Source organism: Saccharothrix texasensis, assembly GCF_003752005.1.
GTDB lineage: Bacteria > Actinomycetota > Actinomycetes > Mycobacteriales > Pseudonocardiaceae > Actinosynnema > Actinosynnema texasense.
In genome coordinates, this window is the sequence record NZ_RJKM01000001.1 from 5,511,553 (window position 1) to 5,525,582 (window position 14,030).

Here is a 14,030-nt window from a genome sequence, read left to right on the forward strand (position 1 = left end):
ACTACCAAAAACATAGCTCCCGATTAGATCGTGCACAATCTAAATGGGTGCAGGTGTATCGTGGTCTCGCTCACAAGGGGAGGGACGCACATGCGGGACTTCAGCCTGGACCTGGACGACCAGCTCTGCTTCGCGCTCTACGCGGCCTCGCGGGCGGTCACCGCGCGGTACCGGCCGCTGCTGGACGACCTCGGCCTGACCTACCCGCAGTACCTGGTGCTGCTGGTGCTGTGGGAACGCGGCCCGGTGCCGGTCAAGGACGTCGCGGCCGCGCTCCAGCTCGACTACGGCACCCTGTCCCCGCTGCTCAAGCGGCTGGAGGCGGCGGGGCTGATCCGCCGCGAGCGCCGCCCCGACGACGAGCGCTCGGTGCGGCTGGTGCTCACCGACGAGGGCGACCGGCTGCGGGAGCGCGCCAAGGACGTGCCGCCCGCGATGGGCGAGGCGATGGACCTGGGCGAGGAGGACACCGCCCGGCTGCGCGTCCTCCTGCGCACGCTGGCCGACAACGTCAGCCGCTGATCACGCCTTCCAGGTGCGGTCGGTCCGACCACAGCGCGAACCGCCAACCGCCGTCCGCGGGCGCGGCGGAGAAGTCGACCTCGCCCGGCAGCGGGATCGGCGCCTTGAACCGCACGTCGACCTCGTAGGCGTCGGGCAGCCGTCCTTCGAACGCGGCCACGCACCGCGCCTTCGACCACATCCCGTGGGCGATGGCCCGGGGGAAGCCGAACGCCTTGGCGGTCAACGGGTGCAGGTGGATGGGGTTGCGGTCGCCGGACGCGTCCGCGTACCGCCGCCCGAGGTCGGCCGGCAGCCGCCACCGGGCCGTCGGCGCGGGCGCTTCAGCCCCGGGTGCCGGCTCCTTCGCCGTCCCGCCCTCCCTTCGGAGATAAGTCGACACATCGACCCACACCTCTTCGCCGTCCACCGACGCGGTGGTCACCACGTCGAACTGGCGTCCGCGCTCGTGGGGCCGCAGGTCGGCCAACGCCACGTGCAGCGACAGCGGCTCGGACGCCCGCAGCGGCCGGCGCCGCCTGATCCGGTTGGCCACGTGCACGAGGCCGGGCAGCGGGAACGGGAAGCCGGGGCCCGTCATCAGCCTGAGCTGCGACTCGAACCCCAGCACGTGCGGGTAGGTGATCGGCAGCTCGTCGCGCGCGCCGAAGCCGCAGACCCGGTTGTACCGGGACAGGCGCCCGGGGTCGACGGTCACCTCGACGTCCGAAGAGGACGGCGGCAGCGCGTCGCCGCGCCGGGTGAACCCGGTGAGCGCGGCCTTGGCGTAGAGCAGGGTCAGCTTCGCCATCACGCCCCCAGCAGGCTCTGCCCGCACACCCGCACGACGTTGCCGGTCACCCCGGCCGACGCGGGGTGCGCGAACCAGGCGATCGCCTCGGCGACGTCCACCGGCAGGCCGCCCTGCGACAGGCTGTTCATCCGCCGCCCGGCCTCCCGGATGACCAGCGGCACCGCGGCGGTCATCCTGGTCTCGATGAAGCCGGGCGCGACCGCGTTCACGGTGGCCCGGCCCTCGACCCGCCGCGACAGCGAGTCGACCATGCCGATCACCCCCGCCTTGGTGGTGGCGTAGTTGGTCTGGCCGACGTTGCCCGCGACGCCCGCGATGGACGACACGCCGACGATCCGCCCGTTGGGCCGCACCGCGTCGGCGGCGAGCAGGGCCTCGTTGACCCGTTCCGGCGATGCCAGGTTCACCGCGACCACGGCGTCCCACCGGTCGGCGTCCATCCGCCCGAGGGTGCGGTCGCGCGTGATGCCCGCGTTGTGCACGACCACGTCCACGCCGCCGTGCCGCCGCACGAGGTGCTCGACGATCCGCGCGGGCGCGTCCGGCGCGGTGATGTCGAGCTGGAGCGCGGTGCCGCCGACCCGGTTGGCCACCGCGGACAGCTCGTCGCCCTGGGCGGGCACGTCCAGGCACACCACCGCGGCGCCGTCGCGTCCCAGCACCTCGGCGATCGCCGCGCCGATCCCGCGGGACGCGCCCGTGACCAGCGCGACCTTCCCGGCCAGCGGCCGGTCCCAGTCCGCGGGCGGCTCGACGTCGGCCGGTCCGATCCGCACCACCTGGCCGGACACGTACGCCGAGCGGCCCGACAGCAGGAAGCGCACGGTGGACTCGATCGCGGCCTCGGCGCCGGGTGCGACCTGCACCAACTGGGCCGTGCCGCCGCGCTTGAGCTCCTTGCCGACGCTGCGCGTGAAGCCCTCCAGCGCGCGCTGCGCGATCTGCGACCCGGCCTGCTCGGGCGGCGTGCCGAAGACGACGACCCGGCCGCACGGCCCGAGGGAGCGGATCACCGGCTGGAAGAACTCGTACAGCTCGCGCAGCCGCTCGACCGAGTCGATGCCGGACGCGTCGAACACCAGCGCGCCGTACCGCTCGCCGTCCGCCGCGCCGCGGCCCGTGCCGCCGGGTTCGGGCGCCAGGTCGAGGCCCGCGGACTTCACCGCCGCGCGGACGGCGTCGGCGAGCCGGCCGCCGCCGCCGACCAGGACGGGTCCGTCCAACGGGGGCTTGCCGGGCGAGTGGCGGCGCAACGGGTGAGGGTCGGGCAGACCGAGCTTGCCCACGACGAACCGCCCGAGGCCGGACCTGGCGAACGACTGGTAACGATCCATGCGCACATCACACTCCCTACTCGCTAGTAAGTCTACTGATGAGTAGGTAACATTGACCTGGAAAGCACCCATCGGCCACACCCTGGAGGACGACATGGCCCGAGTAGCCATCCTCGGCGGCAACCGCATCCCGTTCGCCCGCTCGAACGGCCCCTACGCCGCGGCGTCGAACCAGGACATGTTCACCGCGACCCTGGACGGCCTGGTCAGCCGGTTCGGCCTGCGGGGCGAACGGCTCGGCGAGGTCGTCGCGGGCGCGGTGCTCAAGCACAGCCGGGACTTCAACCTGGTCCGCGAGGCCGTGCTGGGCAGCAGGCTGTCCCCGGAGACGCCCGCCTACGACCTCCAGCAGGCGTGCGGCACCGGCTTGCAGGCCGTGATCGCGGTGGCGAACAAGATCGCGCTCGGGCAGATCGAGGTCGGCGTGGCCGGCGGCGTGGACACCACCAGCGACGCGCCGATCGGCGTGAACGAGGACCTGCGCGGCGTGCTGCTGGAGTTCAACCGGGCGCGCGGCGCGGGCGCGAAGCTCAGGGCGGCGCTGAAGCTGCGGCCCCGGCACGTCGTGCCGGACGTGCCGCGCAACGGCGAGCCGCGCACCGGGCTGTCCATGGGCGAGCACGCGGCGATCACCGCCCGCGAGTGGGGCATCACGCGCGAGGACCAGGACGAGCTGGCCGCCGCCAGCCACCGCAACCTCGCCGCCGCGTACGACCGGGGGTTCTTCGACGACCTGGTCACGCCGCACCTCGGGCTGACCAGGGACCAGAACCTGCGGCCGGACTCGTCGGTGGAGAAGCTGGCGAAGCTCGAGCCGGTGTTCGGCCGCGGCGACGGCGCGACCATGACGGCGGGCAACTCCACGCCGCTCAGCGACGGCGCGTCGACCGTGCTGCTGGCGTCGGAACAGTGGGCGGCGGCGCGGAACCTGCCGGTGCTGGCCTACCTGACGTTCACCGAGACGGCGGCGGTCGACTACGTGCACGGCGGCGAGGGACTGCTGATGGCGCCCGCCTACGCGGTGCCGCGGATGCTGGCCCGGGCCGGGCTGACGCTGGCGGACTTCGACTTCTACGAGATCCACGAGGCGTTCGCGTCCCAGGTGCTGGCGACGTTGAAGGCGTGGGAGGACGCGGACTTCGCGAAGGGCAGGCTCGGGCTGGACGCGCCACTCGGCCCGATCGACCGGGCGAAGCTCAACGTCAACGGCTCGTCGCTGGCCGCCGGGCACCCGTTCGCCGCGACCGGCGCGCGGATCGTGGCCACGCTGGCGAAGCTCCTGGCCGAGCGCGGCTCGGGTCGCGGACTGATCTCGATCTGTGCGGCGGGTGGTCAGGGCGTTACGGCGATCGTGGAGCGTTGACGCCCCTGTTGGGCCGAACGGGTGTTATTGGTAACACAACGCGTTCTCATTCCGTTTCCAATGCATGAACCACTCACGGCTCTTCGCCGCAGTCGTGCTGGTGGCGGCGGCTTGTGCTGCCTGCGGGGAGGCTCCCCGCGAAGCCACCACCGTGCGCATCGGGGTGACCGCGTCGGCCAACGAGCCCCGGGTCGAACTCACCAGGACCGTCGTCGAGCGGCTGTCGGAGGCCGTCGACCAGGGCGCGACCAGGGTCGTCGTGTACCGGCAGGGCGAGGACTCGGGCAGCGCCTACTCGGACGAGGACTTCACCGTCCGGGACGGCAACGACGTCGAGAGCGACTCGGCGCTGCGCGAGCTCGGCTTCGAGCAGAACCTGGCCCGGCTCACCGGTCAGCTCAGCGGGCTCGGCGGCAGCAGCGGCGACCTCGACCCGCTGTCGGTGCTGGCGGACATGGCCTCGACGGCGGGGCCGGCGGTGCTCGTGCTGCAGAGCAGCGGGTTGCAGACCACCGAGCCGCTCGACCTGACCCGGCTCGGGCTGGACTTCGACGTGGCCGCCGTGGTGGCGTCGGTGCCGGACGACACCCTGCCCGAGCTGACCGGCAAGGACGTGATCTTCTCCGGGCTCGGCCAGGTGGCCGGCGACCAGCCGCAGCTGCCGCCCGCCGCGCGGGAGTCGCTGGTCGGGGTGTGGCTCGGGATCTGCGCGAAGTTCGGCGCGAAGAGCTGCACGCACGACACCGAGCCGGTGCCCGGCGGCGCGTCGATCGGCCGGGCCGACGTGCCGGTCGTGGACGTGGGCCAGGTCGTGCACCAGGACGGGCTGGTGCACCTGCCGAGCGCCGTGCTGTTCAAGGCCTGGAGCGACGAGCTCGCGCCGGGCGCGCGGGAGGTGCTGGCCGAGGTGGCGAAGAAGTTCGACGGCCGCACCACCGCGCGGGTCATCGCCCGCACGGCCAGCACGGTGTCCGCCGAGGCGGCGGCCGACCTGACCCGGCGGCGCGGCCAGCGGGTGGTGTCGACGCTGGTGGAGCTCGGCGTGAGCCGGGCGGCGTTCACCGAGGTGTTCGGTGCGGGCTTCACCTCGCCGCTGGCCGTCGACCTCGACGACGCGGGCGACCTGATCCCCGACGCCGCCGCCCGCAACCGCTCCGTCGTGGTCGAGCTGGCCGACCCCAAGTCGAGCAGCTGACCCTCCAGACCGCGCGTGTCCTGCGTTCAGGACACGCGTGTCCTACGTTCGGAACACCCGAGTTGAACGCTCAGCACACCGCGGGGCGTCAGTCGAGGAGGGTCCACGCGGCCGTGCAGCGGACCGTGACCACGATCCGCTGCGCCTCCAGGTTGAGCTGGTCCATCTGCGGCGGCACGCCCGGCGCGCCGCCGAACCCGGCCGCCATCATCCGGTTCGACTCGGCGGCCCACGCCTCGGCGTCGCCGTCGGTCAGCCGGTGCAGCGGACCCAGCCGCGCGCCGAGGGCCTCGGCATAGCCCTCGGCCCGCCGCCGCGCGTCGCGCACGGCCTCGCCCTGCGCCTCGCGGACGGCCTCCACGTCGTCCTTGAGCTGCCACGTTGGCCCGTTCAGCCACGTCGGCTCGGCGGTCACGAGCGCGCCCAGCAGCCCGTCGAGCCCGGTGACGTCGTCGACCCGCACCACGTAGTTCTGCATGGCGCGGCTGCCCGAGCGACGCCTGCCGTCCCAGTTGTCGTGCACGGTGAGCTGCCGCGACCGCACCTCGACGCCCGGCCGGCCGAGCGCCGGCTCCACCTCGGCGATCCGCGCGGTCAGCAGCCGCACCGCCTCGTCGCGCGTCGAACCCAGCGTCTCGAAGCTCACCTGCACCTCGGCGCGGTCGGCGGTCCGCTCGACCTTGCCGACGCCCTTCGTCACCACCTCAGCCATGGCACGACGCTACCGGCGATGTCACTCGATAGCGCTATATAGCTTCGACACTAGATTTACGGATACCGGACGACACGGCTTCAGTATTGGATCGGCTCTAGACACCTCGATACCGTCCGAGGATGGACCCGGTGCGCAACCCGTTCGCCCCCGGAGCGGGCCAGCGGCCGCCCGAGCTGGCGGGGCGCGACAAGGAGCTGGGCGCGTTCGAGGTCGTGCTGGAACGGGTCGCGCGCGGCCGGCCGGAACGCAGCCTCGTGCTCACCGGCCTGCGCGGCGTGGGCAAGACCGTGCTGCTGGGCGAGCTGCGGTCGATGGCGCTCAAGCGCGGCTGGGGCGCGGGGAAGGTCGAGGCGCGGCCCGAGGCCGGGTTGCGCCGCCCCCTGTCGGCCGCGTTGCACCGGGCGATCCGCGACCTGGCCGTGCGGCACCGCGCGCCGGACCGGGTGGAGTCCGTGCTCGGCGTGCTGAAGGCGTTCGCGCTGCGGTCCAACCCCGAGGACGCGAAGCTGCGCGACCGGTGGCAGCCGGGCATCGACGTGCCCGCGGCGGTGGGCCGGGCGGACTCCGGCGACATCGAGATCGACCTGGTGGAGCTGTTCACCGAGGTCGCGGAGCTGGCGCAGGACGTCGGCACGGGTGTCGCGCTGCTGATCGACGAGATGCAGGACGTGCCGGCGGACGACGTCTCGGCGCTGTGCGCGGCGTGCCACGAGCTGTCGCAGTCGGGCGCGCCGCTGGTCGTGGTCGGCGCCGGGCTGCCGCACCTGCCCGCCGTGCTGTCGGCGTCGAAGTCGTACTCGGAGCGGTTGTTCCGGTACGTGCGGATCGACCGGTTGAGCCGGGAGGACGCCGACCGCGCCGTGCTCGCGCCGGTGGACCGCGAGGGTGCGGGCATCGAGCCCGAGGCGTTGGCCGCGCTGTTCGACGCCTCCGGCGGTTACCCGTACTTCATCCAGGCCTACGGCAAGGCGGCGTGGGACGCGGCGCCGGCCGACCCGATCACCGCGGTGGACGTGGCGGTGGCCGCGCCGGAGGCGGACGCCGAGCTGGCGGTCGGGTTCTTCGGGTCGCGCTACGAGCGGGCGACGCCGGCGGAGCGGGAGTACCTGCGGGCGATGGCGGAGCTGACCGACGGCAAGGACGCGGGCGTGAACACCGCGCAGGTGGCCGACCACCTGGGGCGCAAGCCGTCGTCGTTGTCGCCCGCCCGGGACAGCCTGATCAAGAAGGGTCTCGTGTACTCGGCCGAGCGCGGGCAGATCGCGTTCACCGTGCCCCACTTCGGCCGGTTCCTGCTCGGCCGCGAGGACTGACGAGCGCGCTGACCTGCGGTCGAGTGTTCTCTGCGGTTGCATTGGGTGATCTAGCGCGCACGCTAGAGAGTTGGTCGGCACGTATCCGGTCCCGCAGGTGTACGGCAGGCGAATCGTCGGGAGCTATGCAGTAGCTGCCGATGATTCGCCGGTATGTGCGGCACCTCACCGGATAATCGGGTGCATCTGCCCGTGCGAGGGTGCATACTTGAGGCACACACCGAAGAGAACCTTTGAGAGGGATGAACCCCCGATGAACTTCACTGCGAAGCTCCGCGCTCGTCGTGTCGAGGCTCGCAACCGCAAGGCTGTCGCCCGTGCGATCGACATGGCGCCCACCCCCGCCATGCGCCACGAGCTGATGGCGATCGCCCAGGCTCAGGGGACGACCCTCCGCTGAGGGGGGACCTTCCTCCGGCGCGCGTGACGACCACCCGATCGACACCGGGTGCGCCGCCCCGTCGTCCGCGCACCGGCGAAGGAGAACGGCGAAGCCCTGCCGCACCTCCCGCGCGGCAGGGCTTCGTCACGTCACAATGTGACCTCTGTCACACCCTATAGGGGATGTAACGGACCACGATCGTGTATCGATGTTCCAGGTGACCCCGCGATGCTGTCGGACCCCCGACCTGGCAGCACCGCGGGGTTTCCCATGTCCGGCTACTTGGTCGTGGCCGAGCCGTTCCAGGTGTCGTCCGGCGTCCTGCGGGCGCGCCTGATCATCACTATGTCCCCCTGCGTGCTCATGTCTGTCCCCCAATGGACCACTCCATGGTGCCATCGGGGTACGACAGTGTCATGAGGGTTTGCTGAGAGCATGGGTCGATGACGCACCCGCTCCTGGTCGTGGACGCGGCCAACGTCGTCGGCTCCGTCCCGGACGGCTGGTGGCGTGACCGCGCCGGCGCCGCCGCCCGCCTGCGCGACGACCTCGTCGCCGTGGCCGAGCACGGCCTGCCGGACCTGCCCGGCCCGCTGGACGTGGTCCTCGTGGTCGAGGGCAGGGCGCGGCACGTCGGGTCCGTGCCCGGTGTCCGCGTCGTCTCCGCCACCGGTTCGGGTGACGACGCGATCGTGGACGTGGTCCGCGACAACCCGCCGCAGCGCCCGTGCACGGTGGTCACCGCCGACCGCGCCCTGCGCCACCGCGTCGCGGACCTGGGCGCCGCCGTGCTCGGCCCCCGCGCGGTCCGCCGCCCCGGCTAGCGATCCCGCCCTGATCGTCCACGATGTGGACACCGAAAAGGGTCGGTGTCCGAGTCGTGTTGGATCGGGACGTGACGACCGCACAACGACGCCGTGCCCGTGTCCGCGCCCCCGAACTGGTGGGCCGCGGTTGGCTCAACACGGGTGGGCGGGACATCCGGCTGGCCGACCTGCGCGGCAAGGTGGTGCTGCTCGACTTCTGGTCGTTCTGCTGCATCAACTGCCTGCACGTGCTCGACGAGCTGCGCCCGCTCGAAGCCGAGTTCGCCGACGTCCTGGTCACCGTCGGCGTGCACTCGCCCAAGTTCGTCCACGAGGCGGAGCCCGCGGCGCTGGAGGCGGCGGTCGAGCGGTACGAGGTGGAGCACCCCGTGCTGGACGACCCCGAGCTGACGACGTGGCAGAACTACGCGGTGAAGGCGTGGCCCACGCTGGTGCTGGTGGACCCCGAGGGGTACGTCGTGCACGTCGCCTCCGGCGAGGGCCACCTGGACGCGCTGCGCCAGATCGTGTCCGAGGTCGTCGCCGAGCACGACGCCAAGGGCACCCTGCACCGGGGCGACGGCCCCTACGTCGCCCCGCCGCCCCGCGAGACCGAGCTCCGCTTCCCCGCGAAAGCGGTCCTGACCGGTCACAACACCCTGCTGGTCAGCGACTCGGCGCACCACGGCCTGGTCGAGCTGGAAACCGACGGCGAGACCGTGGTCCGCCGCATCGGCACCGGTGAGCGCGGACGCCGCGACGGCCTCGAACCCACCTTCTCCGAACCGGCGGGCATCGCGCTCCTGCCCGCCGACGTCGCCGCCGAGGTCGGCTACCACGCGGTCGTCGCCGACACGGTCAACCACCTGCTGCGCGGCCTCGACCTCGTGACCGGCGAGGTCACCACGGTCGCGGGCACCGGCGAGCAGTGGCGCGACGGCGACACCGACGGCCCGGCCGACGCGATCGACCTCACCAGCCCGTGGGACGTCGCCTGGTGGGAGCCCGCGGGCGGGGTGGTCGTCGCCATGGCCGGCAACCACACGCTCGGCCTGTTCAAGCCGCGCGAGCGCCGCGTCGAGCGCCTCGCCGGCACCACCGTCGAAGGGCTGCACGACGGGCCGGCGGAGGAGGCGTTCTTCGCCCAGACCTCGGGCCTGGCCGCCGACGGCGACCGGCTCTGGCTGGTCGACTCGGAGACCTCCGCGCTGCGCTGGCTCGACGCCGACCGCACCGTGCACACCGCCATCGGCAAGGGCCTGTTCGACTTCGGCCACCGCGACGGGCCGGCCGACCAGGCGCTGTTGCAGCACCCGCTCGGCGTCACCGCCCTGCCCGGCGGCCAGGTCGCGATCGCCGACACCTACAACGGCGCCATCCGCCGCTACGACCCGTCGACCGGCGAGGTCTCCACCCTGGCCACGGACGTCGCCGAGCCGTCCGACGCGGTCCTGGTCGACGGCGAGCTGGTCGTCGTCGCCTCCGCCGCGCACCGACTGGAACGCCCGGTCGCGCCCGGCGCGAAGCTGGTCAGCGGGGAAGCGCACCAGGTGCGCCGGCCGCCGTCGGTGATCGCGTCCGGCGAGGTCGAGGTCGTGGTCGTGTTCACCCCGCCGACCGGCCAGAAGCTGGACGACCGGTTCGGCCCGTCCACCCGCCTGGAGATCACCAGCTCGCCCCCCGGGCTGCTGGTCGAAGGCGCGGGCGTCGGCACGGACCTGGTCCGCGTGCTGCGCGTCGCGGAAGGGTTCGCCGAAGGCGTCCTGCACGTCGTCGCGCAGGCCGCGAGCTGCACGGACGACCCGGCCGTCGAGCACCCCGCGTGCACACTGGCCCGCCAGGACTGGGGCGTCCCGATCCGCGTGGTAAAGGACGGGCCCCGGCGGCTACCCCTGATGATGGGTGGCCTCGACGAGGGCATCTAGACTCTGCTGGTGCCCGATGTCAAGCTCGAGATCCAGATGCTGCACGACCGCGTGATGGTGCGGATCTCGCCGGAGGACGGCGAACGCCGCAGCAGCGGCGGCATCGTGATCCCGGCGACCGCCCAGATGGCGAAGCGCCTGGCCTGGGGAGACGTGCTCGGGGTCGGCACGAACGTGCGGCACGTCAAGGTCGGCGACCGGGTGCTGTTCAACCCGGAGGACCAGTTCGAGGTCGAGGTGCAGGGCGGCACCTACCTCGTCATGCGGGAACGGGACGTGCACGCGACCGCGACCGAGCGGACGGACCACGGGACCGGGCTTTACCTGTGACCAGTGCGGTGAGACCTGTGAGCCACCCGAAACGTGATCGACGCGTGACGGCGCTCGGGTAAGCAGTCCCAGGACCTTGCGAGTGGCAAGAGGGGGAGCGGTGCCGGAGAACCAGCGACCGGAGTACGACGCTGAGCGGACCAAGGCCATGGAGCCGGTCCGCCCGTCGGGCACCGCCTCGGAGCGGACCACGAAGCTCACCGGGGGCCCGCCCGCGGAGGCCGCGTGGCCGCAGGAGGAGCCGGACGCGGAGCCGGACCACTCGGCCACCGTCCGCAACGTGACGCCGCCGTCGAACGGCCGCGACAACGCGGCGGGCCCGTCCGGCGTCTCACCCGACGTGACGCAGCAGCACCCGGCGCGCAACGCGCCGCACACCCCGCCGAGGGGCGTGGACGCCACCCAGGCCATCACGCCGCCCGGCGACCCGACGCGCGCCCTCACCCCGCCGGGCTCCGCCGAGCAGACCCAGATGATCACCACGCCGCCCGGCGGTTTCGGCAGGCCGGCCCCGTCGCCCTCGCCGTCGGAGGCCACCACGGTGTTCTCCGCGCCGGTGACACCGCCCGAGCCGGAGCCCGCCGAGGCCACCGTCTACGGCCCCGTGATGGTGGACGGCGACCCCGAGGCCGACGAGGCCGACGCCCGCCGCAAGCGCTTGCGCAAGGGTGGTCTGATCGCCGCCGCCGTGCTGGGCGTGCTGGTCGTCCTCTACGGCCTGGACCTGGTCGTCTCGGGCGGCAACGTGCCGCGCGGGGTGACCGTGGCCGGTGTCGACGTCGGCGGCCTGAGCCACCCCGAGGCGGAGCAGAAGCTGCGCGACGAGCTCGGCCCCCGCCTGGCCGCGCCGGTGAAGGCCCGCGCGGGCGACGTCGAGATCGCCGTCGACCCCAAGGCCGCCGGCCTGGAGCTGGACTGGACCGCCACGCTGGACCGGGCGGGCAGCCAGCCGCTGTCCCCGATCACCCGCGTCACCTCGTTCTTCACCTCCCGCGAGGTCGGCTTCGACACGCGCAGCGACGCGGGCAAGCTGTCGGCCGCGCTGGAGGCGCTGCGCGCCGAGACCGACCACGAGCCCGCCGAGGGCGCCATCCGCTTCGAGGGCGCCACCCCCGTCGCGGTCGACCCGAAGCAGGGCCAGAAGCTGGACGTGGCCGGCGCGTCGGAGAAGCTGCTCGCGGGCTGGGCCGACGGCGGCACGGTCGAGCTGCCCGTGGCCACCACCCCGGTCAAGACCACCAAGGAAGGCGTGGCGAAGGCGCTGGCCGAGGTCGCCAAGCCCGCCACCGCCCTGCCGCTGATCATCCAGGGCGAGGGCAAGGACGCGACGCTCACGCCCGAGCAGCTGGCCACCGTGCTGGTGTTCGAGCCCGCCGACGACGGCGGCCTGACCGCGAAGGTCGACCCGGCCAAGGTCGTCGAGCACGCCGGGCCGCAGCTGAAGGAGACGGAGAAGGAGGGCAAGGACGCCCAGATCGTGTTCGAGGGCGGCCGGCCCGTGGTGAAGGAGTCGGTCGACGGCCTCGGCGTCGACTGGGAGAAGACCCTGGCCACGGCCCTCGACGTGCTCAAGCGCGACAACGAGCGGGCGATCAAGGCCGAGTACAAGCACACGCCCGCGAAGGTGACCACCGAGCAGGCGAACAAGATGGGCATCAAGGAGATCATCGGCGAGTTCCAGACCGGTGGCTTCGTGGCCGCGTCCGGCACCAACATCCGCGTCGTGGCCGAGAAGGTCAACGGCGCGATCGTGAAGCCGGGCGAGACGTTCAGCCTCAACGGCTACACCGGTCCGCGCGGCACCGCGCAGGGCTACGTCGAGGCGGGCATCATCGAGAACGGCGTGCCCGGCAAGGCGGTCGGCGGCGGCATCTCGCAGTTCGCCACCACGCTCTACAACGCGGCCTACCACGCGGGCATGAAGGACGCGGGCCACAAGGAGCACAGCTACTGGATCTCGCGGTACCCGAAGGGGCGCGAGGCCACGGTGTTCATGGACGGCGCGGGCAACAGCCTGATCGACATCAAGTTCACCAACCCGGACGAGACCGGGGTGGCGATCCAGACGATCTGGACCCCGTCCACCATCAGGATCGTGCTGTGGGGCACCAAGAACTACGACGTGAGCGGGTCGACCAGCGCGGAGTTCAACCCGACCCAGCCGCAGGAGCGCAAGGTCAACAAGCCGGACTGCCAGCCGAGCGCCGGCGCGCCGGGCTTCTCCGTCACCGACACCCGCACCATCACCGACCGGCGCACCGGCCAGTCCCGCCAGGAGAGCCGGACCGTCCGGTACGACCCGCAGTTCAAGATCGTGTGCGAGCCGCCGCCCCCGGGCGGCTGAGCGAGGCTCGCGGTTCGCGGTAGCCACGACTGGGTATCACCCGATCGTGGCTACCACCGGGCAAGAGGTGCGAAGACATCCCGCCGTGCAGTTCCTGGGGCGCGCCGGGATGGTCTGTTACGGGCTCGTCCACGTCCTGCTGGCGGCGTTGACGGCGCAAGTGGTCCTGGGTGACACCGGGGAGAAGACGGACCAGAAGGGCGCGGTCTCCGCCCTGGCCCAGACGTCGCTGGGCCCGGTCCTGCTGTGGGTCCTGGCCATCGGCCTGTTCGCGTTCGCGGTGTGGCAGCTCAGCATGGCCGCCGGCGGGTACGGGTGGGTGACCAAGAAGCGCAAGCGCCTCTACCGGCGGTGCGGCTCGGTCGGCCGCGCGGTCACCGGCGCGGTCATCGGCATCGCCGCGATCAACTACGCGACCGGCACGTCGCAGAAGAGCGGCACCGAGCAGTCCCAGGCGTGGACCGCGCGCGTGCTCGCGCTGCCGTTCGGGCAGGTCCTGGTCGGTCTGGTGGCGGCGTTCGTCATCGGTCTCGGCGTGATGGTGGCGCGCAAGGGCGTCAAGAAGTCCTTCGAGGACGACCTGAACATGTCCGAGCTGCCCGCCGCCACGCGGTTGTGGGTCGAGCGGCTGGGCCGGATCGGCTGGATCGGCAAGGGCGCGTCGTACGTCCTGATCGGCATCCTGGTCGCGTTCGCCGCGATCAACGCCGACCCGTCGGAGTCCGGCGGGATGGACAAGGCGCTGCACACGCTCGCCGCGCAGCCGTACGGCGTCTTCGCGCTGGCGGTCATCGCGGTCGGGTTCCTGGGCTTCGGCGCCTACTGCTTCGCCGCCGCGAAGGCCCACAAGGGCTGATCGGCGCTCGCACGAACGGCTCGAGGGCGGCACCTCCGGTGTCGCCCTTGGCTCGTCCAGGCACTCCTGTCGCGGTCCGCGCTCACCGCCACCACGCCGCCGGTGAGCCGCACGCCAGGACAGCCGTCCCCGCGACGCCCGCGCCGCGAGGG

At 72.6% G+C, this 14,030-nt stretch carries 13 protein-coding genes; 10 read left to right on the top strand and 3 right to left on the bottom strand.

The features are described 5' to 3' along the window. The first annotated feature begins 90 nt into the window (after positions 1-90). The gene (locus EDD40_RS23985) at positions 91-522 is read left to right on the top strand and encodes a MarR family winged helix-turn-helix transcriptional regulator (protein WP_170185181.1); all 432 of its coding nucleotides are present in this window, start codon (positions 91-93) and stop codon (positions 520-522) included. Here EDD40_RS23985 and EDD40_RS23990 read toward each other — a convergent pair. Then, positions 512-1,312 carry a MaoC family dehydratase gene (locus EDD40_RS23990; protein WP_123744931.1) on the bottom strand — a complete coding sequence of 267 codons (801 nt, stop codon included), beginning with the start codon at positions 1,310-1,312 and terminating at the stop codon, positions 512-514. The genes EDD40_RS23985 and EDD40_RS23990 overlap by 11 nt on opposite strands. Continuing rightward, positions 1,312-2,649, bottom strand: a complete 1,338-nt coding sequence (locus EDD40_RS23995) for a 3-oxoacyl-ACP reductase (RefSeq protein WP_123744932.1) — start codon at positions 2,647-2,649, stop codon at positions 1,312-1,314. The genes EDD40_RS23990 and EDD40_RS23995 overlap by 1 nt, the downstream gene beginning before the upstream one ends. Before the next feature lie 94 nt (positions 2,650-2,743). Here EDD40_RS23995 and EDD40_RS24000 point away from each other — a divergent pair, with 94 nt between their 5' ends. Beyond that, positions 2,744-4,012: an acetyl-CoA C-acetyltransferase gene (locus tag EDD40_RS24000; protein ID WP_123748243.1), complete on the top strand. Its 1,269-nt coding sequence runs from the start codon at positions 2,744-2,746 to the stop codon at positions 4,010-4,012. Positions 4,013-4,076: 64 nt separating this feature from the next. Continuing rightward, entirely contained in the window at positions 4,077-5,207 is a 1,131-nt protein-coding gene (locus EDD40_RS24005; protein ID WP_148088900.1) for an OmpA family protein, read from the top strand. An 88-nt stretch (positions 5,208-5,295) separates the two neighbouring features. On the opposite strand, the gene EDD40_RS24010 is transcribed toward EDD40_RS24005, so the two are convergent. Next, positions 5,296-5,919 (bottom strand): SIMPL domain-containing protein, encoded by a 624-nt coding sequence (locus EDD40_RS24010; protein WP_123744934.1) that lies wholly within the window; start codon positions 5,917-5,919, stop codon positions 5,296-5,298. Between the two features lie 122 nt (positions 5,920-6,041). Between EDD40_RS24010 and EDD40_RS24015 the strand changes: the two genes are divergently transcribed. The 7 genes from EDD40_RS24015 to EDD40_RS24040 all read left to right on the top strand — a co-directional run bounded on the left by EDD40_RS24015 (position 6,042) and on the right by EDD40_RS24040 (position 13,878). Continuing rightward, positions 6,042-7,235 (top strand): ATP-binding protein, encoded by a 1,194-nt coding sequence (locus EDD40_RS24015; protein ID WP_123744935.1) that lies wholly within the window; start codon positions 6,042-6,044, stop codon positions 7,233-7,235. 253 nt (positions 7,236-7,488) lie between these two features. Then, complete coding sequence (locus EDD40_RS41880; RefSeq protein ID WP_170185182.1) at positions 7,489-7,635, top strand: hypothetical protein; 147 nt, start codon at positions 7,489-7,491, stop codon at positions 7,633-7,635. Between the two features lie 425 nt (positions 7,636-8,060). Beyond that, positions 8,061-8,441 carry a PIN domain-containing protein gene (locus tag EDD40_RS24020; RefSeq protein WP_123744936.1) on the top strand — a complete coding sequence of 127 codons (381 nt, stop codon included), beginning with the start codon at positions 8,061-8,063 and terminating at the stop codon, positions 8,439-8,441. A 23-nt stretch (positions 8,442-8,464) separates the two neighbouring features. Beyond that, positions 8,465-10,348: an NHL domain-containing thioredoxin family protein gene (locus tag EDD40_RS24025; protein ID WP_123744937.1), complete on the top strand. Its 1,884-nt coding sequence runs from the start codon at positions 8,465-8,467 to the stop codon at positions 10,346-10,348. A gap of 36 nt (positions 10,349-10,384) precedes the next feature. Beyond that, positions 10,385-10,678 carry a GroES family chaperonin gene (locus tag EDD40_RS24030; RefSeq protein ID WP_053714672.1) on the top strand — a complete coding sequence of 98 codons (294 nt, stop codon included), beginning with the start codon at positions 10,385-10,387 and terminating at the stop codon, positions 10,676-10,678. Between the two features lie 100 nt (positions 10,679-10,778). Further along, a complete protein-coding gene (locus EDD40_RS24035; RefSeq protein WP_246037786.1) occupies positions 10,779-13,022 on the top strand; it encodes a VanW family protein in 2,244 nt (747 codons plus the stop codon). Between the two features lie 46 nt (positions 13,023-13,068). Next, complete coding sequence (locus EDD40_RS24040; protein WP_236594582.1) at positions 13,069-13,878, top strand: DUF1206 domain-containing protein; 810 nt, start codon at positions 13,069-13,071, stop codon at positions 13,876-13,878. The last annotated feature ends 152 nt before the right edge of the window (positions 13,879-14,030 follow it).

Bases quoted from the DNA above. Each gene is read 5' to 3' on its own strand.
- EDD40_RS23985 (WP_170185181.1), top strand. From the start codon at position 91: ATGCGGGACTTCAGCCTGGACCTGGACGACCAGCTCTGCTTCGCGCTC.
- EDD40_RS23990 (WP_123744931.1), bottom strand. From the start codon at position 1,312: ATGGCGAAGCTGACCCTGCTCTACGCCAAGGCCGCGCTCACCGGGTTC.
- EDD40_RS23995 (WP_123744932.1), bottom strand. From the start codon at position 2,649: ATGGATCGTTACCAGTCGTTCGCCAGGTCCGGCCTCGGGCGGTTCGTC.
- EDD40_RS24000 (WP_123748243.1), top strand. From the start codon at position 2,744: ATGGCCCGAGTAGCCATCCTCGGCGGCAACCGCATCCCGTTCGCCCGC.
- EDD40_RS24005 (WP_148088900.1), top strand. From the start codon at position 4,077: ATGAACCACTCACGGCTCTTCGCCGCAGTCGTGCTGGTGGCGGCGGCT.
- EDD40_RS24010 (WP_123744934.1), bottom strand. From the start codon at position 5,919: ATGGCTGAGGTGGTGACGAAGGGCGTCGGCAAGGTCGAGCGGACCGCC.
- EDD40_RS24015 (WP_123744935.1), top strand. From the start codon at position 6,042: ATGGACCCGGTGCGCAACCCGTTCGCCCCCGGAGCGGGCCAGCGGCCG.
- EDD40_RS41880 (WP_170185182.1), top strand. From the start codon at position 7,489: ATGAACTTCACTGCGAAGCTCCGCGCTCGTCGTGTCGAGGCTCGCAAC.
- EDD40_RS24020 (WP_123744936.1), top strand. From the start codon at position 8,061: ATGACGCACCCGCTCCTGGTCGTGGACGCGGCCAACGTCGTCGGCTCC.
- EDD40_RS24025 (WP_123744937.1), top strand. From the start codon at position 8,465: ATGTGGACACCGAAAAGGGTCGGTGTCCGAGTCGTGTTGGATCGGGAC.
- EDD40_RS24030 (WP_053714672.1), top strand. From the start codon at position 10,385: ATGCTGCACGACCGCGTGATGGTGCGGATCTCGCCGGAGGACGGCGAA.